Below are 21,741 nucleotides of genomic sequence, written 5' to 3' on the forward strand. Positions count from 1 at the left end.
CCCATGGCTACACCCGACTTCATCCGCACGCTCCGGGCCTCGGCCGGAACCCAGCTGCTGTGGCTGCCCGGCGTCACCGCCATCCCGTTCGACGACGACGGCAGAGTGCTGCTGGGCCGGCGTGCCGACACCGGCACGTGGTCGGTGATCGGCGGTATCCCGGACCCGGGGGAGCAGCCCGCGGCCTGCGCGGTGCGCGAGGTGTACGAGGAGACCGCCGTGCGCTGCGTCGCCGAACGGGTGGTGCTCGTCCAGGCACTCGACCCGTTCACCTACCCCAACGGTGACATGTGCCAGTACATGGACATCACCTTCCGCTGCCGGGCCGTCGGCGGCGAGGCGCGGGTCAACGACGACGAGTCGCTGGAGGTCGGCTGGTTCGAGGTGGACGCCCTGCCGGAGCTGCACGAGTTCGCCCGCTTCCGGATCAAGCAGGCCATGTTCGACGCACCCACATGGTTCGACCCCAGCAACGCGCTGTGAAGTATGTGGGCTGACCACATGGGGTGGGGCGAGGGCGCCGCCTAGGGTCGTGCCATGACCGCGCCCAGCCCGCTCCCGGGTCCCCACGCCCCCTCGCTCGACCTCGGCGGCCGTACCGCCCTCGTCACCGGTGCCGCCGGCGGCATCGGCCGCGCCTGCGTGCTGCGGCTGGCCGCCGCCGGGGCCAAGGTCCGGGCGGTCGACCGGGACGCGGCCGGCCTGGCCGCGCTCGCCGAACCGGCCGCCGGTCTGCCCGGCACCGTCGAGCCGCACGTCCTGGACCTCACCGACCTGGACGCCGCCGAGCACGCCGCCGCCGGTACCGACATCCTGGTCAACAACGCCGGGATCCAGCTCGTCCGCCCGATCGAGGAGTTCCCGCCCGACGTCTTCCACACGGTTCTCACCGTGATGCTGGAGGCTCCGTTCCGGCTCATCCGGGGCGCGCTGCCGCACATGTACGGGCAGGGCTGGGGCCGGATCGTCAACATCTCCTCCGTCCACGGGCTGCGGGCGTCCGCCTACAAGTCGGCCTACGTCGCCGCCAAGCACGGCCTGGAGGGGCTGTCCAAGACCGCCGCCCTGGAAGGCGCGGCCCACGGCGTCACTTCCAACTGCGTCAACCCCGGGTATGTGCGCACCCCACTGGTCGAGCAGCAGCTCGCCGACCAGGCGGCCGCGCACGGGATCCCGGAGGAGCGGGTGCTGAGCGAGGTACTGCTGCAGGACAGCGCGGTCAAACGGCTGATCGAGACGGATGAGGTCGCCGAAGCCGTGGCGTACCTGTGCGGCCCGCACGCCTCCTTCGTCACCGGCACCTCGCTCGTCCTCGACGGCGGGTGGACCGCGCACTGAGCTGGGCGTCACCCGGGGGATCGCGTGCTGGCCCGGGTGCCGGCGGAGGATGGATGCCGGGCTCGGCGTCGTCGGGGGATTGCGCGTGCCGGCCCGGCGCCGGCGGAGGATCGATGCCGGCCCGGGCGTCGTCGGGGGGACCGAGCGCTGACCTGGTCGTCGTCGGGTTTTCCACAGGCCTGACGCGACGGCCGGGCGATGAGGAATCCTGTGACCATGTCCCGCGATCACGTCCCGTCGGACCGACACCCCGGACGGACCGACACCCCGCCCCGGCAACCCGGACGGCAGGCCGACGACGGCCCCCGACCGGGAGGCGAGGTCGGCGACGGCCTCCGCCTCTCGGGAGGTGAGGCCGGCGCCGCGCCCCCGCACGCTGAGGATGCCCTCCGGCGTGACGGAGGCCAGGGTGACGCCGCCTCCGGGCGCCCCGGGGGCGGGATCGCCGCCGCGCCCGCGCCGGCGGGTGAGCGGGCCGATGCGACGCCCCCGGAACTCGACGTCGAGGCGCCCTTCCTCTCACTCTTGGCCCGGGGTGCGGCCGCCGACGCCTACGAGCAGCCGGTGCTGCGTGCGCGCGCCGAGGGGTGGCCCGCGGAGCGGATCGCCGCGCTGGAGCACGCCAAGCTGCTCGCGCTGCGGGTGCGCGCCGAACTGGACGGCCGGCGCCGCCGCGAGGCGGAGCTGTCCGCGCTCTTCGAGACCGCCCACGACCTCGCGGGCCTGAGGGACCTGGACGCCGTCCTCCAGGCGATCGTGCAGCGCGCCCGCTCCCTGCTCGGCACCGACGTCGCCTACCTCAGCCTCAACGACCCCGAGCGCGGCGACACCTACATGCGGGTCACCGAGGGCTCGGTCGCGGCCCGCTTCCAGCAGCTGCGCCTGGGCATGGGCGAGGGCCTCGGCGGCCTCGTCGCCCAGACCGCCCGCCCCTACGTCACCGACGACTACTTCAAGGACGCGCGCTTCCAGCACACCACGACGATCGACACCGGCGTGCGCGACGAGGGACTGGTCGCCATCCTCGGCGTGCCCCTGATGCTCGGCCCGCACGTCATCGGCGTCCTCTTCGCCGCCGACCGCCGGGCCCGTGTCTTCGAGCGCGAGCAGATCGCCCTGCTCGGGTCCTTTGCCGCCCTCGCCGCGGCGGCCATCGACACCGCCAACCTGCTCACCGAGACCCGTTCGGCCCTGGCCGGCCTGGAGCGGGCCAACGAGATCATCAGGGACCGCAGTGCCGTCATCGAACGCGCCTCGGACGTGCACGACCGGCTCGCCGAACTCGTCCTGCGCGGCGGGGGAGTGCACGACGTGGCCGCCGCAGTCTCGCAAGTGCTCTCCGGCACCGTCGAGTTCGTGGAGGCCGACGCGGCGCCCGCCCGGGCCCTGGAGGCCTCCCGCGCGGACGGACACGCCGTACGGCACGGGGACGACTGGATCGCCGCGGTCGCCGCGGGCGGTGAACTGCTCGGGGCGCTCGTCCTGCGCGGCCAGCGGGGACTCGACCCGGTCGACCAGCGCACCCTGGAGCGGGCCGCCATGGTCACCTCCCTGCTGCTGCTGGCCAGACGCTCCGCCGCCGAGGCCGAACAGCGCGTGCGCGGCGAACTGCTGGACGATCTGCTCGACGCCCGCGACCGCGACCCGCGCCTGCTGCGCGAGCGTGCCGCACGGCTGCGTGCCGACCTCGACGCCACACACGTCGTGCTGGCCGCCCGCCTGGACGGGCCGGCGGCCGACGCCGACCGGGAGGCCGAGGCACGCCGACGGCTGTGGGCCGCCGCCTCCCACCTGGCCGCGACCCGGCAGGGACTGGCCGCCGCACGCGACGGCGGCACGGTCCTGCTGCTTCCGGTGCCACCCGGCGAGACGGCCACCGCCCTGGCCCGCTCCACCGCCCGCCATCTTGGCACCGCCGTCCACGAAGCGGTCACCGTCGGCGCCTCCGCGCCCGTCGACGACCTGGCCGCCCGCCCCGAGGCCGTGACCGCCGCCTACGGCGAGGCCCGCCGCTGCCTCGACGCGCTGCGCCTGCTGGGCCGTACGGGAGACGGCGCGGCCGCCGAGGACTTCGGCTTCCTCGGCCTGCTGCTGGCCGGCGACCGGGACATCGCCGGATTCGTCGAGCGCACGATCGGACGGGTCGTCGACTACGACGCCCGCCGCGGCACGGACCTGCTGCACACCCTGGAGGCCTACTTCGCCTGCGGCATGAGCCCGGCCCGCACCAAGGACGCACTGCACGTCCACGTCAACACGGTCGCGCAACGCCTGGACCGCGTCGCCCGCCTCCTCGGCAACGACTGGCAGGCCCCCACCCGCACCCTGGAGATCCAACTGGCCCTGCGCCTGCACCGGTTGTCCGCGGGAGCGGACGGGGCCTGAGGGGGAGCGGGGGCCCGTCCTCGTCCGGGAGATGTTGTCGACCGGGTCCACCGCACCATCGAGGAACCGGCCGGCCAGACCGGCAGCGGAGGCCAGCATGGTGGGAACACGCATAACCACCCCCAGAACTATGGTGCCCCACCACATGTCCGCCTGACCTGCGCGTTTCTACGGTGTGCCAGCACGTACCCGTCCCCACCGCACACGAGGAAGTGGCGCACATGGCCTCCGGAACGACCGCATCCCCGCCCCCGGCAAACCTCAAGCGCATCGTCGCCGCCAGCCTGATCGGGACCACCATCGAGTGGTACGACTTCTTCCTCTACGCGTCGGCCGCGGCGCTGGTGTTCAACAAGCTGTTCTTCCCCGGCTCCGACCCGCTCGTCGGCACGCTGCTCTCCTTCCTGACCTACGCCGTCGGGTTCGCGGCGCGGCCCCTGGGCGCGCTGGTGTTCGGACACTACGGCGACCGGCTCGGCCGTAAGAAGCTGCTCGTGCTGAGCCTGCTGATGATGGGCGGGGCCACCTTCGCCATCGGACTGCTGCCCACCCACGCGACCATCGGCACCGCGGCGCCCGTGCTGCTGACCGTTCTGCGGCTGGTCCAGGGCTTCGCGCTGGGCGGCGAGTGGGGCGGCGCCGTCCTGCTCGTGTCGGAGCACGGGGACGCGCGGCGGCGCGGGTTCTGGGCCTCGTGGCCGCAGACCGGGGCGCCCGCAGGGCAGTTGCTGGCGACCGGCGTGCTCTCCCTGCTGACCGCCGTGCTGTCGGACGACGCGTTCGGCAGCTGGGGATGGCGGATCCCGTTCCTGCTGTCGGGTCTGCTGGTGATGGTCGGTCTGTGGGTCCGGCTGTCGGTCGACGAGTCGCCGGTCTTCAAGGCCGCGCTGGCCGCGGCCGAGCAGCGCACGGCGGCGACCGGCGCCGTCGAGAAGATGCCGCTGCTGGCTGTGTTGCGCGACCACTGGAAGGACATCCTCGTCGCCATGGGCGCGCGGATGGCGGAGAACATCAGCTACTACGTCATCACCGCCTTCATCCTCGTGTACGCCACCACCTCCGCCGGACTGAGCAAGCAGACCGCGCTCAACGCGGTGCTGATCGGCTCGGCCGTGCACTTCGCGGTCATCCCCGCCTGGGGCGCGCTGTCGGACCGCATCGGCCGGCGGCCCGTCTACCTCATAGGCGCGGTGGGCGTCGGGCTGTGGATGTTCCCGTTCTTCGCGCTCATCGACAGCAAGAGCTTCGGCAGTCTGCTGCTGGCCGTGACCGTCGGGCTGATCCTGCACGGCGCCATGTACGCACCCCAGGCCGCCTTCTTCTCCGAGATGTTCGCGACCCGGATGCGCTACTCCGGCGCGTCGATCGGTGCCCAGTTCTCGTCGGTGGCCGCCGGCGCCCCGGCGCCCCTGATCGCCACCGCACTGCTGTCCGACTACGGCAGCTCCACCCCGATCGCGCTGTACGTCATCGCCGCCGCCCTGCTCACGGTCGTCGCGATCGCCTGTGCCAAGGAGACCCGCAGCCGGGACCTCGCCGACGTGGTCCCGGAGACACCGGCCCCGGTGCGCGCGGACGCCTGACCGGCGCCTGCCTGCCCACAACGCCCCCTCCGCCGCCGCGGAGGGGGCGTTGCCGCGTCAGCCGACCTGGATGTGCTTGTCCATGCCCAGTGCCTTGTGCCCGGGCACGGGGCAGTACAGGTCGTACGAGCCCTTCTTGAGGGTCACGGTCAGCGGGGCCATCTCACCGCCCTGGATGTTCTTGGTCCGGGCGTCCTCCACGCCGGGGCCGTCGACGGACAGGGCGTGCGTGATATGGCCGGCGTTGTCGGCGACGAAGGTGTAGGTGCCGGGTGTGAAGGACGTCCGGGACAGCTTCAGCCCGTACTCGGTCTCGGTGACGGTCACCCGGGTCCCCGAGCCGGTGGGCTTCGCGGCCGAACTGCCCGAGCTCTTCGACTGGCCGCCGCCCCCGCTGGAGCAGGCCGCCAGGATCAGCGCCGCCGTGAAGGCCGCCGCCGCGGTGCCGGCTGCCCGGCGGGTCGTGTGTGCCGAGATCGCCATGTGGTTCATCCCCTTAAGGTCGACCCCTTTGTGAGATACGTGGCGGAATGCCCGGCTGTTCAGGAGAGAGCCGGGCTGTTCAGGGGAGAGCCGGGCCGGGAGCGTACGTTCGTACACTCGCGAGTGTACGATCGTACGCATGATGCCGGACCACTTCGCGGGTGACCCGCGGACAAACCTGGAACGCATGCTCGCGGGCGACCTGTACATCGCCGACGACCCCGAGATCGTCCTGCGGCAGCAGCAGGCCGTGCGCCTGGCCGCCCGCTACCAGGCCGCCTACGTCGAGGACGCCGACGCCGCCCGGCCGGTCCTCGCGCAGCTCCTCGGCATCCTCGGTGACGACGCGCATGTGCGGCCGCCGCTGTACGTCGACTACGGCAGCAACATCACGATCGGCGCCCGCACCTTCGTCAACTACAACCTGACTGCCCTCGACGTCGCCGCCATCACCATCGGCGAAGACTGCCAGATCGGCCCCAACGTCCAACTGCTCACCCCCACCCACCCCTTGGAGCCGCAGCCCCGCCGTGACAAGCTGGAGGCCGCCCTGCCGATCACCATCGGCGACAACGTGTGGCTCGGCGGCGGCGCCATCGTCCTGCCGGGCGTGACCATCGGGGACAACTCCGTCATCGGCGCGGGAGCCGTCGTCACCAAGGACGTTGCCGCGAACACCGTCGCCGTCGGCAACCCCGCACGCCCCGTCCGGAGCCTGTGAGTACGCCGCCATGGCGACCGGACACACGGACCCGCAGCGCCGCGCACGCATCCTCGACGCGACCCTCGACGTCATCGCCGACGAGGGCATCGCCCACGTCTCCCACCGCAGGATCGCCGCGCGCGCCGGTGTTCCGCTGGGGTCGATGACGTACCACTTCAAGGGCATCGACCAGCTGCTGCGCGAGGCCTTCGGTCGCTTCACCGACCGCATGGCCGAGGTGTTCGACGACCGCCTCGGCGCCGCGGCGGACCGCGACCAGGCCCGGGAGGCCGTCGCCGACCTGGTGCACGCCCTGTCCGAGGGCAGCCGGCGCGACCTCGTGCTCGCCCAGGAGCTGTACACGCTCGCCGCCCGCGACCCGGCCTACAGGTCCCTCACCCAGGCCTGGATGCGGCGCAGCCGCGACCACCTGGAGAAGCACTTCGACCCGGACACCGCCCGCCAACTCGACGCCCTCATCGAAGGGCTGACCCTGCACCGGGCGCTGGCCGTCGAACCCCACGGGCGTGCCCTGACCGCCGAGGCGATCTCCCGCATCACGGCACCCGCTCCGGGCGGCCGCGCCCGGCCCTGACGCCCGGCTACGGCAGGACCTTCACCTCCACGGCCCCGATCCGGCCCACGGCGTCGAAGCGGACCTCGGCCGCGCTGCCGCCGGGCAGGCCGGCCATGATCCGGTCGTCCTCAGCGCGCTGAGGTACGTCGTGGTGGTCGAAGTACCCGCCGACCACGTGCCGGGCCGAACGGCCGATCAGGCCCGCGCCCGTGAGCAGGGTCCGCGGCAGCGTCACCGGGTCGAGACCGGCGCGCGGCACCCGCGGATCGTCGGGAAGGAAATAGACCCGCGTCGCCGGTCCCGCCGCGACGCCGATGTACCCGAGGGCCTCGGCCACCCCCATGCCGGTGAAGGCGAGCATCTCCGCCGCGTGCCGCGGGTCCGGGAAGCCGGACAAGTGCAAGTACGGATTCGGTCAGTTCTGGGATGCCGTGGGCGCGCCCGTAACGCTCCACCGCGCCGGTGAGCGCGACCGCCTCGGTGCCTTCCAGTCCCGGGTTCGCCCATCCCCACATCCAGGACTGTTCGTCCGTGTCATAGGTGCCGAGCACGGCCACGCGCAGCTCGACATCCCCCTGCCGGTAGCGGCAGGCCTCGAGATCGGCAGTCCACGGGGCCTCGGGCAGGAACGCGTTCATGGCCTCGAGCTGGGCCGCGCCCCAGGCGGCGTGCCGTTCGGCCTCCAGGAGGAACGCGTCGCTGAATTCACTCACCATGCCCCGAGCGTAGGCGCCGGCTGTGACGCACCCTCGTGGAGGTCCCCGGTCACGCGGGCCGAAGGGACAGACGGTACGAGTCGGCCAGGTCCCGTACTTCGACGGAGCAGACCACCTGCTCGGGGCCCGGAAGATGCCGGCTGAGGATCGCCAGGACGCTCTCGGCGAGCCGTGCCTTCAGCGCCTCGGAGCGGCCGGGCAGCAGACCCACCTCCGCGTGGACGAAGAGCGACTCCCCGGGCGCCCGGTCGCCGACGTATGTCTGCGCCGGGCGCAGGAACGTCTTGCAGACCCCCGTCGAGCCGGAGTCGGCGATCACGGTCGTGTGCAGTTCCTTCACGAGGGTCTCCCGGTCGAAGGAGCCGTCCAGCTGCGAGGAATAGTCGATGGTGATGTGCGGCACTGCGAGCCCTTCGCGCGACTGCTGGTTACTTCAGGCAACTATTTTCGCGCACCCTCTCGGACCGACGGCACAGGGGCCCTCCGGGAAACCGGGTTTCATGCCCACGCCGGCTCGTGAACACTGCCGCCATGGAATTCTTCGTCCACCACCGCGACCGGCCGGGCTCCCTTCCACTGCGCCTCGAACTGAGGGAGGAGCACTGGTCCTACATGGACGGGTACGAGAAGGAACTGATCGCGCGCGGTCCCACCTTCTGCGGCGACGTGCCCAGTGGGAGCGTGCACATCGTCGACCTGCCCGATGTGGCCGCCGCCCGCGCGTTCGCCTTCGACGAGCCCAACCAGCGGGCGGGCGTCTACCGGGACGTGCTGCTGCGCCGGTGGCGCAACATGCTCGGGCGCACGATGTGGGAGTTCCCCGGCGGTCCGGTCGACGAAGACGGCCACCTGGTGCTCGGGTTCGGCTCCGGCCGGGCGGCCGACGAGGACGTACCACCGCCCGACCGGGACCGCCTCGTCGCCTACGGCCCGCTGCTGTCCGACGACGGCACCCTCTGGCTGGGCACGGCGGCACTGGTCCGCGCCCCGGACGCCGACACGGCCCGCACCGTCCTCACCGCCGACCGGTACACCGCCATCGAGGTCCACTCCTGGGAGCCGGGCGGCCGCAGGTAGGCCGGTCGCGACGCGCGGCGCGGTCGGCGGGGGGTGCGCCGAGGGGGGGAAGCCGGGCGGTCCGTCCTCGGTCGGGCGCCGTGCGCGTCGTACAACTGCCGTCACACGAGCCGAAACCGTCCCTGTACCCGCGCCACAAAATTGAATCGTTCGTTTTTCTGTACCTCTCGTGTTTGGCGGAGTAGGTTGCCGCCATGAGCGCATCCCGGTCTCCGACCGTTGCCGAGGAGCTGCGCGGTGCCGGCCTGCGCGTCACGGCCGCCCGTGTGGCCCTCCTCGAAACCGTCCGTGCAGGCGACCACCTCGATGTCGAGGGGATCGCCGGCGGCGTGCGCGCCCGCGTGGGCCACATCTCCGTCCAGGCCGTCTACGAGGCCCTGCACGCGCTCACCGCGGCCGGGCTCATACGCCGTATCGAACCGGCCGGCAGTCCGGCCCGGTTCGAGGGGAGGGTGGGGGACAACCACCACCACGTCGTGTGCCGTTCCTGCGGGACCGTCGCCGACGTGGACTGCGGGGTCGGTGAGGCGCCCTGCCTGACCGCCTCCGACGACCACGGCTTCGTCATCGACGAGGCCGAGGTCGTCTACTGGGGCCTGTGCCCCGACTGCTCCACCGCACGCAGTTAGCACCACGATCCGCTTAGTTCGGAAGGACCCGAATGTCCGAGAACCCTGACGCAATCGTCACCGACCCCAAGACCGAGGGCACGGGTGGCTGCCCCGTCGCGCACGGACGCGCCCCGCATCCCACGCAGGGCGGTGGCAACCGCCAGTGGTGGCCTGAGCGGCTCAATCTGAAGATCCTTGCCAAGAACCCCGCCGTGGCCAACCCGCTCGGTGAGGACTTCGACTACGCCGAGGCGTTCCAGAGCCTGGACCTGGCCGCGGTGAAGCGGGACATCGCCGAGGTGCTCACCACCTCGCAGGACTGGTGGCCGGCCGACTTCGGTCACTACGGCCCGCTCATGGTCCGTATGGCCTGGCACAGCGCCGGCACCTACCGCATCAGTGACGGCCGCGGCGGCGCCGGTGCCGGTCAGCAGCGCTTCGCCCCGCTCAACAGCTGGCCGGACAACGCCAACCTGGACAAGGCCCGCCGTCTGCTGTGGCCGGTGAAGAAGAAGTACGGCAAGAGCCTGTCCTGGGCCGACCTGCTCGTCCTCACCGGCAACGTCGCGCTGGAGACGATGGGATTCGAGACCTTCGGCTTCGGCGGCGGCCGCGCGGACGTCTGGGAAGCCGAGGAGGACGTCTACTGGGGTCCCGAGACCACCTGGCTGGGCGACGAGCGCTACAGCGGTGACCGCGAGCTGGAGAACCCGCTCGGCGCGGTGCAGATGGGCCTGATCTACGTCAACCCCGAGGGCCCCAACGGCAACCCGGACCCGCTCGCCGCGGCCCGCGACATCCGTGAGACGTTCCGCCGCATGGCGATGAACGACGAGGAGACCGTCGCGCTGATCGCCGGCGGTCACACCTTCGGCAAGACTCACGGCGCCGGCCCGGCCGACCACGTGGGCAACGACCCCGAGGCCGCGTCCATGGAGGAGCAGGGCCTCGGCTGGAAGTCGACGTACGGCACCGGCAAGGGCGGCGACACCATCACCTCGGGCCTGGAGGTCACCTGGACCACCACCCCGACGCAGTGGAGCAACGGGTTCTTCAAGAACCTGTTCGAGTACGAGTACGAGCTGACCGAGTCCCCGGCCGGTGCGAAGCAGTGGGTGGCCAAGGACGCCCCGGAGATCGTCCCGGACGCGCACGATGCGTCGAAGAAGCACCGCCCGACGATGCTCACCACCGACCTGTCGCTGCGCTTCGACCCGATCTACGGGCCGATCTCCCGCCGGTTCTACGAGAACCCGCAGGAGTTCGCGGACGCCTTCGCCCGCGCCTGGTACAAGCTGACCCACCGCGACATGGGCCCGAAGGCGCTGTACCTCGGCCCGGAGGTCCCGGCGGAGACCCTGCTGTGGCAGGACCCGCTGCCCCAGGCCGAGGGCGAGCCCATCGGCGCCGCCGACGTCGCGGCCCTCAAGGCCAAGCTCCTCGACTCGGGTCTGACCGTGTCGCAGCTGGTCACCACCGCGTGGGCGTCGGCCTCGACGTTCCGCGGCAGCGACAAGCGCGGCGGCGCCAACGGTGCCCGCATCCGCCTCGCACCGCAGCGCGGCTGGGAGGCCAACGACCCCGACCAGCTCGCGCTGGTGCTGCGTACCCTCGAGGGCGTCCAGCAGGAGTTCAACTCCGGCTCCGCCCGCAAGGTCTCCCTGGCCGACTTGATCGTGCTCGGTGGCTGCGCCGCCGTGGAGAAGGCCGCCAAGGACGCCGGGTTCGACATCGAGGTGCCCTTCACCCCGGGCCGCGTCGACGCGGCCGAGGACCACACCGACGTCGAGTCGTTCGAGGCGCTGGAGCCGACCGCGGACGGCTTCCGCAACTACCTCGGCAAGGGCAACCGGCTGCCGGCCGAGTACCTGCTGCTCGACCGCGCCAACCTGCTCACCCTGAGCGCCCCCGAGATGACGGTCCTCGTCGGCGGCCTGCGCGTGCTGGGCGCCAACCACCAGCAGTCGCAGCTCGGTGTCTTCACCAAGACGCCGGGGGCCCTGACGAACGACTTCTTCGTCAACCTGCTCGACCTGGGTACGACGTGGAAGTCGACCAGCGAGGACCAGACCACGTTCGAGGGCCGTGACGCGGCCACGGGCGAGCTGAAGTGGGCCGGCAGCCGCGCCGACCTCGTCTTCGGCTCGAACTCCGAGCTGCGCGCGCTGGCGGAGGTCTACGCGAGCGACGACGCGAAGGAGAAGTTCGTCCAGGACTTCGTCGCGGCGTGGGACAAGGTCATGAACCTGGACCGGTTCGACCTGATCTGATCCGCCCCTGAGCACGCACAGTCCGGGCCGGCCCTCGTGGGCCGGCCCGGACTGCTGTACGGCCGGCGGCGGGGCCCGTCCGGTGCTTGCGGTGCCTGGTCCGGTCCGGGGTGCCCGGCGCCCCACCTGCCCTTTCCGTGTGGCGGGAAACCGCCTCCCGCGCGCCGGAGTTGACCGAGGCTGGCGGGAAGCGGCGCCTTCATGGCATTCGGTGGAGCGCGTCGGCCGTAGTAAGTTCCCTTTGGAAACTCACTCGATTCGAGTTGCAAGGGAGCCCGCCGTGTCCCAGGAAACCTGGACCGCCGTCGACGCCTACTTCAACGACCTGCTCGTGGAGGAGGACGCCGTCCTGCGCGCGGCCGTGGCCGATGCCGACGCGGCGCAGCTGCCCGCCATTCAAGTGGCGCCCAACCAGGGCAAGTTGCTGCACCTGCTCGCGCGGATCCGCGGTGCCCGCAAGGTCCTGGAGATCGGCACGCTCGCCGGCTACAGCACGATCTGGCTCGCCCGCGCCCTGCCCGCGGACGGACGCCTGGTGACCCTGGAGGCCGACGAGCAGTGCGCCGCTGTCGCCGCCGCCAATGTGGCCCGCGCCGGGCTCGACCACATCGTCGACATCCGTCTCGGCGTCGCCCTGGACACCCTGCCGCGGCTCGCGGAGGAGGGGGAGGGCCCCTTCGACCTCGTCTTCATCGACGCCGACAAGCCCTCCAACCCCGGCTACCTGGAGTGGGCCCTGCGACTCACCCGCCCGGGCAGCGTCATCGTCGGCGACAACGTCGTACGGGAGGGAGCCGTCACCGAACCCCACAGCTCCGACCCGCGCGTCCAGGGCGTGCGGCGCTTCACCGAACTGATCGCCGCCCACCCCCGGCTGACCGCCACGACCCTGCAGACCGTCGGCGAGAAGGGCTACGACGGGTTCACGCTGGCGGTCGTGACCGAGTGACCGGCAGGTCCTGGGCGGCCGGCCAGCCGCCGTAGGGGACCGTGATCAGTTCCAGGGCGTGCCCCGCGGGGTCCAGGAAGTACACCCCGCGGCCGCCGTCGTTGCGGTTGATCGTGTCCGGCTGCTGCTGGTGCGGATCGGCCCAGTGCTCGATGCCGCGCTCGGTGATCTTCGCGTACGCCGCGTCGAACTCCTTCTCGGAGTCGAGGAAGGCGTAGTGCTGCGGCGTGATCCGCTCCGCGGGAGCGGTGGCGAAGTCCAGCGTCACGCCGTTGGCGAGGCGGACCGCGACGAACGGGCCCCACTCCCCGGCGATCTCGAGCCCCAGCAACTCGGCGAAGAACTCGGCGGACTCCCGCTTGTCCCGTGCGTGGACGATGGTGTGATTCAGCTCGATGGACAAGGAATGCCTCCAGCAGGCATCTCCCGGCACCTCCATGCCCCACCCGGCCGGTGACCGGCACGCGATGCCGTCGGCGATGCTAGCCGACCGCAATCGAACGCGCGTGTCCATGCGGCGGTTTCAGTCACGCCATGGACATCCGGGCAGTCCGTCACGTCCCGAGGGCGGCCCGGAGGTGGTCGCGGATCTCGGCCCGCGCGGGCTCGGCCTGCTGCTCCACGCCCGGCATGCTGAGGGGCGCGTGCCGGGCGCCCGGGTATTCGGTGAGCCGCACGGAGGTCCCGGCCTCCTCCAGCCGCTCGGCGTAGCGGCACCCGTGATCGGTCACCGCGCCGGGCGGCGCCGGGGCCGGCCCGCTCAGGTCGCCGGCGTACGGCGGCGAGACTGCGCGCGCGTCGGCGAGCCGTAGGCGTGGCGGCCGTCGCGGTCACCCGCACGGCAGGCAGACGCTCACGCCACCGCTGGACGTGCCGGCCGCCCCACCACACCGCGGCGTGGATCGATCGCCGACAGGGGGAATGACCGCGTCCGGCAGGGGTACGCGTGGCCAGACCGTGCCCGGGAGCCGTCACCGAAAACGGCCCGTACGACCGCCGCTACCAGGGAAGACACCATGGACACACCCGAGAACGACAACACCGCCACGCCCGCGCAGCGCGCATTGGACGCACTCGCCCAGAACACCGAGGACACCGCGGCGCTGGACACCCTGGCGCACAGCGACGTGCTCGTGCCCGTGCCCGACGACGTCGCCGAAGAGGACGCCACGAACCCCTCCGCCGTGGCCCTGCCGGTGCTGGAGCAGCCGGGCGGGAACCCGGTGGTCCCGGTCTTCACCTCGGAGCCGGCGATGGCCGACCTCCTGCCCTACATCTCGCGCTACCGCCTGGTGCCGCTCGGCGCGCTGGCCGCCCAGTGGCCCGCGGACGACCTGTCGCTCACCATCGACGCGGGCTCGTCGCACCCGCTGACGCTCACCTCGGAAGGCGTACGCACTCTGCTGGTCCGGCCGTAGGAGCAGGACCAGAACCTCAAGCGGGCCGGCCGCCGAGCATCCGCTCCAGCACCTCCCGCTGGAGCGGTTGCACCTGCGTGTGCAGTTGGCGGCCCTTGTCGGTGAGGGCGACCCACACGCCTCGCCGGTCCTCGGCGCACACCGAGCGCTCGATCAGGCCGTCCTTCTCCAGGCGGCCGATGAGGCGGGACAGCGCGCTCTGGCTGAGATGCACCTGTCCGACCAGGTTCTGCACCCGGCACTGGTCGTCCGGGCCGTTCGAGGCGTTCGCCAGAATGTCGAGCACCTCGAAATCGCTGGCGCCCAGCCCGTGCGGGTGCAGGGCCCGGTCGATCTCGCACATCGTGCGGGCGTGCACGGACAGGATGTCCCGCCACCGCTCCTCGAGCCGGGCCTCGGCCGTCTTCGCTGCCATACCCGCACGGTACACCGAATCGGTCCATTTGTTGACTATGCAACTAGTGCAGGCGCATCGGGTCGTACGCCCCTCAGGACACCGGGTCCTGGAGCAGCCCCACCAGGTTGCCGTCGGGGTCCTTCACGGAGACGATCAGCCGGCCGTTGCCGACGTCGCGCACGTCCTGGACCACCTCCGCGCCCGCCGCCAGCAGAGCCGCGAGCCGCTCCCGCAGGTCGGTGACGTGCCAGAACGGCACCGGTCCGGTCAGGCCCTGGGCGTGCCCGTTCGGGTCGAGTCCCACGTCCTGGCCCTCGGCCTTGAAACCGACGTAGTAGGGCTCGTCGACGTACGGCTCGACGCCGAGCAGGGCCGCGAACACGGCCTTGGCCCGGTCCTTGTCCTTGACGGGGTAGATGATCGTCTGCACACCGGCGGTCATGGCACTCACTCCTCGAAAGGGCGGGACCCGACGGTTTTCCGTCGGTGCACCCACGCTAGGACGGCACGGAGGGTTGTGGCTTCTTCGATCCTGACCGGTCGGGGCCCCAGGGCCGCCGCGCACGGTGTGCGGGGCCTCCGGCGGTGTACGACGGCGGGGTGACGTCGACGCGGACGGCCGTACGGGCGAACGACCGCCGTGGCGCGTCATCCGAGCACCGCCCCGCCCCGCCCCCTCACGCAGAGGCGCGCTTGACCAGTTCCGTCGGCAGGATCACCGCAGCCGGGTCCTCGCCGCCGATCTGGGCGAGCAGGACCCGGACCATCTCGGCGCTGATCCGGTCCCACGGCTGCCGTATGGTCGTCAGCTCCGGGCTGGCGGACAGCGCGGCGGGCGAGTCGTCGAAGCCGCCCACCGCCACGTCCTCGGGCACCCGGCGCCCGGCCCGGTGCAGGGCGGTCAGCACGCCCTGCGCCATCAGATCGGACGCGACGAAGACGGCGTCCACATCGGGCGCCCGCTCCAGCAGCCGCTCGGCGGCGTCCTCACCGCTGGCCCGGCTGTAGTCGCCGGAGGCGATCAGCCGCTCGTCGATCGCGATACCCGCCTCGGTGAGCACCTCCCGGTACCCGGCGAGCCGTTCGACTCCGCCCGGGGTGTCCAGCGGACCGGTGACCGTGCCGATCCGGCGCCGCCCGAGGGAGAGCAGGTGCCGCACCATGTCCCGGGCGCCGTCCCGGTCGTCGGCGGCCACGTAGCTCACCTTCGACGCCAGGCCGATCGGCTTGCCGCACGCCACGAGCGGCACGCCCGCCTCGCGCAGCTCCTGGGCGACCGGGTCGCCGGAGTGGCTGGAGACCAGCAACACTCCGTCGACGTGCCCGGCGGTGATGTACCGCGTGATGCGCCGCCGCTCGTCCTCGTTGCCCGCCAGCATCAGCAGCAGCGGGACGTCGTGCGCGGCCAGCGCCTGGGTGCAACCGCGCAGCAGGACGTTGAAGTTGGGATCCTCGAAGAACCGCTCCTGCGGCTCGGTGAGCAGGAAGCCGACGGAGTCCGACCGTCCGGTGATCAGTGAGCGCGCGTGCCGGTTCACCACGTAACCGGTCTTGCGGATGGCCGCGTTGACCGCTTCCTGCGCGGCGGGACTGACGTAGTGGCCGCCGTTGAGCACGCGCGAGACGGTGCCGCGCGAGACTCCCGCCTCGCGCGCCACGTCGTGGATCGTCGGCGGCCTGCGTCGGCCCCCCGATGTACTCATGGTCATGACTTTACGGCCCCGGAGAGCAGGTCCAGGCTCCAGAACCGCTGGATGACCAGGAACAGGGCGACCAGCGGCAGCACCGCGAGGAACGCGCCCGTGATCACCAGCGTGTACAGCGCGGGCTGGTTGGAGCCCTGCTCCAGCAGCGTGTACAGACCGAGCGTGATCGGGAACCTCTCGTCGTCGCTGAGCATGATGTACGGCAGCAGGAAGTTGTTCCACACCGCCACGAACTGGAACAGGAACACCGTCACCATGCCGGGGATCATCATCGGCAGCGCGATCCGGGTGAAGATCCGCCACTCGCTCGCCCCGTCCATCCGGCCGGCCTCCACCACGTCCGCCGGGACCGCGGCGGCTGCGTAGATACGCGACAGATAGACGCCGTACGGCGAGAGGATCTGCGGCAGCAGGACCGACAGGTAGGAGTCGGTCAGGTTCGCCTTCGCCAGCAGCAGGTACTGCGGCACGGCGAGGATCACCGGCGGCATCAGCACACCGGCGAGCAGGATGTTGAACACCGTCTCGCGGCCGCGGAAGCGGTAGGTCGCCAGCGCGTAGCCGCTGAACGCGGACACGACCGTCGACAGCAGGGCGCCGACGCCCGCGTAGAGGGCGGAGTTGCCCATCCACTCCCAGTACACGCCGTCGCGGTAGGCGTTCAGATCATGCAGGTTGTCGGCGAAACCGCTGCCCGGCAGGAAGGTGAACGTGGAGAACAGCTCCTTGCCCGACTTGGTCGCGGCGATCACCACCCATGCGACGGGCAGCAGGCAGTACAGCGCGCCCAGCAGCAGCGTCGCCGTCGGCACCCGGGCGATCCGGCGGCGCAGCGGGGGCCCTTGGGCGGTCCCCGGCGTCGTACCGGCGGCCGGGGCGGCCTTGCGGAGGGCCACGGAACTCATCGGGTCGCCTCCTGCTTGTTGCGGCGGTTCGCGGCCCGCAGGAAGCCGAACGACAGCACCAGCGTCGCCAGAGCGATGATCACGGCTTCGGCGGCGGCCGCGTAGATGTCACCGGAGCCGAAGGCGTCCCGGTAGACCTTCATCAGCGGACTCCAGGTCGTGGAGACGGAGTTGGTGAGCGGCTTGAGCGTGGTCGGTTCGTTGAACACCTGCAGCGTCGCGATGATCGAGAAGAAGAAGGTGAGCACCAGCGACGGCGCCACCATCGGGATCTTGATCCGCAGCGCGATCTGCAGCGGCGTGGCGCCGTCCAGCTTCGCCGCCTCGTACACCTCGGCCGGGATGGCCCGCAGCGAGGTGTAGATGACGATCATGTTGAAGCCGGTGCCGCCCCAGACCGCGATGTTGGACAGGGCGAGGTAGAGCGGACCGCCGTCCAGCAGGTCCGGCTGCGGCAGGCCGAGCCTGTGCAGCACGTAGTAGAACGGGCTGACGTCCGGAAGGTAGAGGAAGCCCCACAGCAGCGCCGCGACGACACCGGGGATGGCGTACGGCAGGAAGATCGCGAGCCGGGTGAAGGGCGCGAGGCGCACCTTCTCGGAGTCGAGCATCAGCGCGAACAGCAGGGCGAGACCGAGCATGACCGGGACGACGACGCAGCCGTAGCCCAGCACGCGGAGCGCGCCGTGCAGCAGCTCGCTGTCGGTCAGCGCGTCCGTGTAGTTCTCCAGGCCCGCCCAGACCTCCCGCCGCGCGTGCGCCCCCAGACCGAGCCCGGAGACGTGCACCTTGCGGAAGCTGAGCCAGACCGCGTAGCCGATGGGCAGCGCGAAGAACAGCAGGAACAGGATCGTCGCGGGGAGAAGGAAGCCGTACGGGGCCGACCTGACCCCGTACGACCTCCGGTGTGCCGTGGTGCTCACCGGCCGACCTCGAAGCCCTGCTTCTTCAGGTCGGCGACCGTGTCCGCCTGCATCTTCTTCAGCGCGGCGACGAAGTCCGACTTGTTCTTGGCGGCGGCGCCGAAGGCGTCCTTGAAGGACGTGTAGGCGACGTTGACGTTCGGGCCCCAGGCGGAGGGCGCGGTGGTCTCGGCGATGTCGGCGGCCTTGGTGTAGAAGTCGACCTGGTTCGAGAAGAACTCCGGCGGATTCTGGAAGGCGCCGCTGAGCTGGGCGGACGTGGACGCCGGGTAGATGCCGCTCTCCTTGGCCAGCGCGTTGAGCGCCTCGGCGTCGGTGTTCAGCCAGGCGGCGAACGCGGCGGCGGCGTCCTTGTGCCTGGAGTCCGTGGTGACGGCGGTGGAGGAGCCGCCCCAGCTGCCGGTGCGGTTCTCGCTCTTGGACCACTGGGGGAGCGGGGCCATGGCCCACTTGCCCTTGGTGTCCGGCGCGGCCGTGGTCAGCGTGCCCGGCGCCCACACCGCGCTGACCCAGGCGATCTGCTTGCCGGTGTTCAACGCCTTGTTCCAGGCCGGGGTGTACATCGGCTGGTTGTCGACGGCGCCCTCCTTGACGAGGCCGCCCCAGAACGTGGCGACCTTCTGTGTCGCCGCGTCGTCGATGCCGACCTTCCACTGGTCACCGGACGTCGTCCACCACTTGGCGCCGGCCTGCTGGGCGAGGCCCGCGAAGAGACCGGAGTCGTTGGCGGAGAAGGTGGTCAGGGCCTTGCCGGGGGCCTTCTTCTTGAGCGCGCGGGCCGTCTGCGCGAACTCGTCCCAGGTGGCCGGGACCGTCAGGCCGTAACTCTTGAACAGGTCGGCGCGGTAGTAGAACATCATCGGCCCGATGTCCTGGGGTATCGCGTACACCGCGTCCGTGCCCAGCGTCGTCTGCTGCCAGACCCCGTCGGCGAACTTGGCCTTGACGTCGCCCACGTTCTTCGCGATGTCGGCCAGCGCGTCATTGCTGACGAGCGTCGGCAGTGCCTGGTACTCCGCCTGCACCAGGTCCGGGCCCTTGCCGGCCTTGTGCGCGGTGAGGATCTTGGTGACCAGCGTGTCGCCGGACGCCTGCTTCTTCACCGTGACGGAGATCTGCTGCTTCTTGCCCGGCCCCTTGTTCCACAGGTCCACGACCTTGTCCATACCGGGTGTCCAGGTCCAGTACGTCAGCGAGACGGGCCCGGACTGTGCGGCGCCCTTCGAGTCGTCGGACGAGCCGCAGGCGGCGAGGGCGGTGGCGCCGAGCGCGACGGCGACGGCGGAAGTCACGAGGCGGCGGCGCTTCGTGTACGGCATGGATCTCTCCCCTGACCTGGGTCTCCGCTCGACGCGGAGACCTGCCATGCAGATGTGTGCAGAGGCCGGCTTCCTGGGTTCTCGCCCGTCGCGAGGCCCTGCCATGCTTCTGTGAGCGTTCACAGTAGAGAAACATCCCGGACACTTGTCAATGGTTGAGACTGTGCGGTTATGTTGGGCTCGCACCGCCGTCAATGTGTGTGCACGTTCCCAAACGATCGACCGCACGGGAGACATCCATGCCGGACACCACCCCCAAGGGCCTCACCCGGCTCGCCTTCGGCGGGGACTACAACCCCGAGCAGTGGCCGGAATCCGTCTGGCAGGAGGACGTCCGGCTGATGCGCGAGGCCGGCGTGACCCTGGTGAGCGCCGGCATCTTCTCCTGGGCCCTGCTGGAACCCGCGCCGGGGGAGTACGACTTCGGCTGGCTCGACCGGGTCATCGACCTGCTGCACGCTGGCGGCATCCGCGTCGACCTCGGCACGCCCACCGTGGTCCCGCCCGCCTGGTTCTACCGCGCCCACCCCGAGGCCCTGCCGGTCACCGCCGACGGGCTGCGCCTGGAGTTCGGCTCCCGCGGCGCGATCTGCCACAGCAACGCCGACTACCGGGCCGCCGCCGCGAACATCACCACCCAGCTCGCCGAACGCTACGGCGACCACCCGGCGCTGGCGATGTGGCACGTGCACAACGAGTACGGCGTCCCCGTCTCCGCCTGCTACTGCGACTCCTGCGCCGCCCACTTCCGCCGCTGGCTCACCGACACCTACGGCACCATCGACGCCGTCAACGACGCCTGGGGCACCGCCTTCTGGGGCCAGCGCTACGCCGACCTCGACCAGATCAACCCGCCGCGCCGGGCCGCGACCGTCGGCAACCCCGCCCAGGCCCTGGACTACCGGCGCTTCGCCGACGCCACCATGCGGGAGAACTTCCGCGCCGAGCGCGACATCCTGCACCGCCTTTCACCCGGCGTCCCGGTCACCACCAACTTCATGACCGCGCTCAGCCAGTGCGACTCGGTCGACTACTGGGCCTGGGGCCGCGAGGTCGACCTCGTCAGCAACGACCACTACCTGATCACCGACGGCCGCCGCACCCACGTCAACCTCGCCATGGCCGCCGACCTGACCCGCTCCGTCGCCGGCGGCGCCCCCTGGCTGCTGCTGGAGCACTCCACCTCCGGCGTCAACTGGCAGCCCCGCAACACCGCCAAGGCGCCCGGGCAGATGGCCCGCAATTCCCTCGGCCACGTGGCCCGCGGCTCCGACGGCGCGATGTTCTTCCAGTGGCGGCAATCCCGGCGCGGCGCCGAGAAGTTCCACTCCGCCATGGTCCCGCACGGCGGCACGGACACGCGCGTGTGGCGCGAGGTCGTCGAACTGGGCGGATCCCTGAAGTCGTTGAGCGAGATCCGCGGCACCCGAACGCGGGCCGACGTGGCGATGCTGTGGGACTGGCAGTCCTGGTGGGCGCAGAACCTCGACTGGCGCCCCAGCGAGGACCATGACGCGCGCGAGCGGGCCGACACCTTCTACGAGGCGCTCTACGACCGCCACCTCACCGTCGACTTCGCCCACCCCGAAGCCGACCTGACGCGCTACCCGCTGGTCGTCGTGCCCGCCCTGTACCTGATGACCGAGGCCGCCGGGCGCAACCTGAGGGCGTACGTCGAGCAGGGCGGCACCCTGGTCGTGTCGTACTTCTCCGGCATCGTCGACGCGCACGACGCCGTCCACGAGGGCGCCTGCCCCGGCGTGCTGCGCGACACCCTCGGCCTGACCGTCGAGGAGTTCTCGCCGCTGCTGCGGGGCGAGCGGGTGCGGATCACCGGCCCCGACGGCTCGGAGCTGAGCGGCGACGTGTGGACGGAGTTCGTCGTGCCGCGCGGCGCCGAGACGGTGTGGACCTACGCCGACGGCCTGACCGCCGGCCGGCCCGCGATCACCCGCCACCGCCTCGGCGCGGGCATCGCCTGGTACGTCTCCACCCGCCTGGGCGCCGAGGGGCTGGACGCACTGCTCGGCCGGGCCGCCCACGACGCGGGCGTCGCCGTGCGAGCCGACCTGCCGCGCGACGTCGAGGTCGTCCAGCGCACCGGTGAGCAGGGCAGCTACCTGTTCGCCCTCAACCACACCGCCGCCGACGTCAAGGTGCCGCTGGACGCGCCCGGCACCGAGCTGCTGACCGGCGAGCGCGCCGCGGGCCTCCTGGCCGTGCCCGCGGGAGCCGTACGGGTCGTACGACTCGACGGCTGAACCGACCCCCCTCCGCCCGTGCGAGCCGAAGAGCCACGGGCGGAGGGGTCTCCTCCTCCACCCGGGGCTTCCAGGCCCGGCGTGGAGGTCCCCACCCACGTCGAAGGGACGACGGACGAC

22 protein-coding genes and 2 pseudogenes are annotated in these 21,741 nt (G+C 71.5%); 12 read left to right on the top strand and 12 right to left on the bottom strand.

Features of this window, described 5'->3' with window-relative positions:
* Positions 1–3 precede the first annotated feature (3 nt).
* The 4 genes from AB0J12_RS21835 (at position 4) to AB0J12_RS21850 (ending at position 5,306) form a co-directional block, all read left to right on the top strand.
* Positions 4–483, top strand: coding sequence for an NUDIX domain-containing protein (locus tag AB0J12_RS21835; protein ID WP_363265993.1), 480 nt, complete (start codon positions 4–6; stop codon positions 481–483).
* A 54-nt stretch (positions 484–537) separates the two neighbouring features.
* The gene (locus AB0J12_RS21840) at positions 538–1,338 is read left to right on the top strand and encodes a 3-hydroxybutyrate dehydrogenase (protein WP_363265994.1); all 801 of its coding nucleotides are present in this window, start codon (positions 538–540) and stop codon (positions 1,336–1,338) included.
* A gap of 441 nt (positions 1,339–1,779) precedes the next feature.
* Positions 1,780–3,723 (top strand): GAF domain-containing protein, encoded by a 1,944-nt coding sequence (locus AB0J12_RS21845; protein WP_363266145.1) that lies wholly within the window; start codon positions 1,780–1,782, stop codon positions 3,721–3,723.
* Positions 3,724–3,944: 221 nt separating this feature from the next.
* Positions 3,945–5,306: an MFS transporter gene (locus AB0J12_RS21850; RefSeq protein WP_363265995.1), complete on the top strand. Its 1,362-nt coding sequence runs from the start codon at positions 3,945–3,947 to the stop codon at positions 5,304–5,306.
* Between the two features lie 57 nt (positions 5,307–5,363).
* Here AB0J12_RS21850 and AB0J12_RS21855 read toward each other — a convergent pair whose 3' ends face one another.
* Positions 5,364–5,789 carry a plastocyanin/azurin family copper-binding protein gene (locus tag AB0J12_RS21855; RefSeq protein ID WP_363265996.1) on the bottom strand — a complete coding sequence of 142 codons (426 nt, stop codon included), beginning with the start codon at positions 5,787–5,789 and terminating at the stop codon, positions 5,364–5,366.
* A gap of 139 nt (positions 5,790–5,928) precedes the next feature.
* Between AB0J12_RS21855 and AB0J12_RS21860 the strand changes: the two genes are divergently transcribed.
* Positions 5,929–6,510 (top strand): sugar O-acetyltransferase, encoded by a 582-nt coding sequence (locus tag AB0J12_RS21860; protein WP_363265997.1) that lies wholly within the window; start codon positions 5,929–5,931, stop codon positions 6,508–6,510.
* Between the two features lie 10 nt (positions 6,511–6,520).
* The gene (locus tag AB0J12_RS21865; protein WP_363265998.1) at positions 6,521–7,087 is read left to right on the top strand and encodes a TetR family transcriptional regulator; all 567 of its coding nucleotides are present in this window, start codon (positions 6,521–6,523) and stop codon (positions 7,085–7,087) included.
* Between the two features lie 7 nt (positions 7,088–7,094).
* On the opposite strand, the gene AB0J12_RS21870 is transcribed toward AB0J12_RS21865, so the two are convergent.
* The 3 genes and pseudogenes from AB0J12_RS21870 to AB0J12_RS21880 form a co-directional block, all read right to left on the bottom strand.
* Entirely contained in the window at positions 7,095–7,472 is a 378-nt protein-coding gene (locus AB0J12_RS21870; protein ID WP_363266156.1) for a hypothetical protein, read from the bottom strand.
* 58 nt (positions 7,473–7,530) lie between these two features.
* Positions 7,531–7,785 (bottom strand): annotated as a pseudogene (locus AB0J12_RS21875) (DUF6882 domain-containing protein); the annotation flags it as partial.
* Positions 7,786–7,834: 49 nt separating this feature from the next.
* Positions 7,835–8,188, bottom strand: a complete 354-nt coding sequence (locus tag AB0J12_RS21880; protein WP_363265999.1) for a 5-carboxymethyl-2-hydroxymuconate delta isomerase — start codon at positions 8,186–8,188, stop codon at positions 7,835–7,837.
* A 128-nt stretch (positions 8,189–8,316) separates the two neighbouring features.
* Here AB0J12_RS21880 and AB0J12_RS21885 point away from each other — a divergent pair, with 128 nt between their 5' ends.
* The 4 genes from AB0J12_RS21885 to AB0J12_RS21900 all read left to right on the top strand — a co-directional run bounded on the left by AB0J12_RS21885 (position 8,317) and on the right by AB0J12_RS21900 (position 12,692).
* Complete coding sequence (locus tag AB0J12_RS21885; RefSeq protein WP_363266000.1) at positions 8,317–8,862, top strand: YciI family protein; 546 nt, start codon at positions 8,317–8,319, stop codon at positions 8,860–8,862.
* 194 nt (positions 8,863–9,056) lie between these two features.
* On the top strand, positions 9,057–9,491 hold the full coding sequence (locus tag AB0J12_RS21890; protein ID WP_363266001.1) for a Fur family transcriptional regulator: 435 nt from the start codon (positions 9,057–9,059) through the stop codon (positions 9,489–9,491).
* A 32-nt stretch (positions 9,492–9,523) separates the two neighbouring features.
* Positions 9,524–11,743 (top strand): catalase/peroxidase HPI, encoded by a 2,220-nt coding sequence (gene katG / locus AB0J12_RS21895; RefSeq protein ID WP_363266002.1) that lies wholly within the window; start codon positions 9,524–9,526, stop codon positions 11,741–11,743.
* Between the two features lie 280 nt (positions 11,744–12,023).
* Complete coding sequence (locus AB0J12_RS21900) at positions 12,024–12,692, top strand: O-methyltransferase (RefSeq protein WP_363266003.1); 669 nt, start codon at positions 12,024–12,026, stop codon at positions 12,690–12,692.
* On the opposite strand, the gene AB0J12_RS21905 is transcribed toward AB0J12_RS21900, so the two are convergent.
* A complete protein-coding gene (locus AB0J12_RS21905; protein ID WP_363266004.1) occupies positions 12,667–13,095 on the bottom strand; it encodes a VOC family protein in 429 nt (142 codons plus the stop codon). The two genes, AB0J12_RS21900 and AB0J12_RS21905, sit on opposite strands and share 26 nt — an antisense overlap.
* A gap of 151 nt (positions 13,096–13,246) precedes the next feature.
* Positions 13,247–13,495, bottom strand: a pseudogene (locus AB0J12_RS21910) (alpha/beta hydrolase); the annotation flags it as partial.
* A 213-nt stretch (positions 13,496–13,708) separates the two neighbouring features.
* On the opposite strand from AB0J12_RS21910, the gene AB0J12_RS21915 reads away from it, so the two are divergent.
* On the top strand, positions 13,709–14,110 hold the full coding sequence (locus AB0J12_RS21915) for an SseB family protein (protein WP_363266005.1): 402 nt from the start codon (positions 13,709–13,711) through the stop codon (positions 14,108–14,110).
* Between the two features lie 16 nt (positions 14,111–14,126).
* Here the strand turns inward: AB0J12_RS21915 and AB0J12_RS21920 are convergent, their stop codons facing one another.
* From AB0J12_RS21920 to AB0J12_RS21945, 6 genes are all read right to left on the bottom strand, one after another.
* Positions 14,127–14,525 (bottom strand): MarR family transcriptional regulator, encoded by a 399-nt coding sequence (locus tag AB0J12_RS21920; protein WP_363266006.1) that lies wholly within the window; start codon positions 14,523–14,525, stop codon positions 14,127–14,129.
* A 73-nt stretch (positions 14,526–14,598) separates the two neighbouring features.
* Entirely contained in the window at positions 14,599–14,949 is a 351-nt protein-coding gene (locus tag AB0J12_RS21925; RefSeq protein WP_363266007.1) for a VOC family protein, read from the bottom strand.
* 235 nt (positions 14,950–15,184) lie between these two features.
* Positions 15,185–16,216: a LacI family DNA-binding transcriptional regulator gene (locus AB0J12_RS21930; protein WP_363266009.1), complete on the bottom strand. Its 1,032-nt coding sequence runs from the start codon at positions 16,214–16,216 to the stop codon at positions 15,185–15,187.
* A complete protein-coding gene (locus AB0J12_RS21935) occupies positions 16,213–17,118 on the bottom strand; it encodes a carbohydrate ABC transporter permease (RefSeq protein WP_363266011.1) in 906 nt (301 codons plus the stop codon). Before AB0J12_RS21935 ends, AB0J12_RS21930 begins: the two co-directional genes overlap by 4 nt.
* A complete protein-coding gene (locus AB0J12_RS21940; RefSeq protein ID WP_363266012.1) occupies positions 17,115–18,041 on the bottom strand; it encodes a sugar ABC transporter permease in 927 nt (308 codons plus the stop codon). Before AB0J12_RS21940 ends, AB0J12_RS21935 begins: the two co-directional genes overlap by 4 nt.
* Positions 18,038–19,360, bottom strand: coding sequence for an extracellular solute-binding protein (locus AB0J12_RS21945; protein ID WP_363266013.1), 1,323 nt, complete (start codon positions 19,358–19,360; stop codon positions 18,038–18,040). Before AB0J12_RS21945 ends, AB0J12_RS21940 begins: the two co-directional genes overlap by 4 nt.
* A gap of 239 nt (positions 19,361–19,599) precedes the next feature.
* On the opposite strand from AB0J12_RS21945, the gene AB0J12_RS21950 reads away from it, so the two are divergent.
* Complete coding sequence (locus tag AB0J12_RS21950; RefSeq protein ID WP_363266014.1) at positions 19,600–21,621, top strand: beta-galactosidase; 2,022 nt, start codon at positions 19,600–19,602, stop codon at positions 21,619–21,621.
* Positions 21,622–21,741: the final 120 nt, after the last annotated feature.

This window comes from Streptomyces sp. NPDC049915, from assembly GCF_040656475.1.
GTDB lineage: Bacteria > Actinomycetota > Actinomycetes > Streptomycetales > Streptomycetaceae > Streptomyces.

Bases quoted from the DNA above. Each gene is read 5' to 3' on its own strand.
- AB0J12_RS21915 (WP_363266005.1), top strand. From the start codon at position 13,709: ATGGACACACCCGAGAACGACAACACCGCCACGCCCGCGCAGCGCGCA.
- AB0J12_RS21920 (WP_363266006.1), bottom strand. From the start codon at position 14,525: ATGGCAGCGAAGACGGCCGAGGCCCGGCTCGAGGAGCGGTGGCGGGAC.
- AB0J12_RS21855 (WP_363265996.1), bottom strand. From the start codon at position 5,789: ATGGCGATCTCGGCACACACGACCCGCCGGGCAGCCGGCACCGCGGCG.
- katG (WP_363266002.1), top strand. From the start codon at position 9,524: ATGTCCGAGAACCCTGACGCAATCGTCACCGACCCCAAGACCGAGGGC.
- AB0J12_RS21835 (WP_363265993.1), top strand. From the start codon at position 4: ATGGCTACACCCGACTTCATCCGCACGCTCCGGGCCTCGGCCGGAACC.
- AB0J12_RS21925 (WP_363266007.1), bottom strand. From the start codon at position 14,949: ATGACCGCCGGTGTGCAGACGATCATCTACCCCGTCAAGGACAAGGAC.
- AB0J12_RS21945 (WP_363266013.1), bottom strand. From the start codon at position 19,360: ATGCCGTACACGAAGCGCCGCCGCCTCGTGACTTCCGCCGTCGCCGTC.
- AB0J12_RS21885 (WP_363266000.1), top strand. From the start codon at position 8,317: ATGGAATTCTTCGTCCACCACCGCGACCGGCCGGGCTCCCTTCCACTG.
- AB0J12_RS21950 (WP_363266014.1), top strand. From the start codon at position 19,600: ATGCCGGACACCACCCCCAAGGGCCTCACCCGGCTCGCCTTCGGCGGG.
- AB0J12_RS21865 (WP_363265998.1), top strand. From the start codon at position 6,521: ATGGCGACCGGACACACGGACCCGCAGCGCCGCGCACGCATCCTCGAC.
- AB0J12_RS21890 (WP_363266001.1), top strand. From the start codon at position 9,057: ATGAGCGCATCCCGGTCTCCGACCGTTGCCGAGGAGCTGCGCGGTGCC.
- AB0J12_RS21840 (WP_363265994.1), top strand. From the start codon at position 538: ATGACCGCGCCCAGCCCGCTCCCGGGTCCCCACGCCCCCTCGCTCGAC.
- AB0J12_RS21850 (WP_363265995.1), top strand. From the start codon at position 3,945: ATGGCCTCCGGAACGACCGCATCCCCGCCCCCGGCAAACCTCAAGCGC.
- AB0J12_RS21930 (WP_363266009.1), bottom strand. From the start codon at position 16,216: ATGACCATGAGTACATCGGGGGGCCGACGCAGGCCGCCGACGATCCAC.
- AB0J12_RS21935 (WP_363266011.1), bottom strand. From the start codon at position 17,118: ATGAGTTCCGTGGCCCTCCGCAAGGCCGCCCCGGCCGCCGGTACGACG.
- AB0J12_RS21860 (WP_363265997.1), top strand. From the start codon at position 5,929: ATGATGCCGGACCACTTCGCGGGTGACCCGCGGACAAACCTGGAACGC.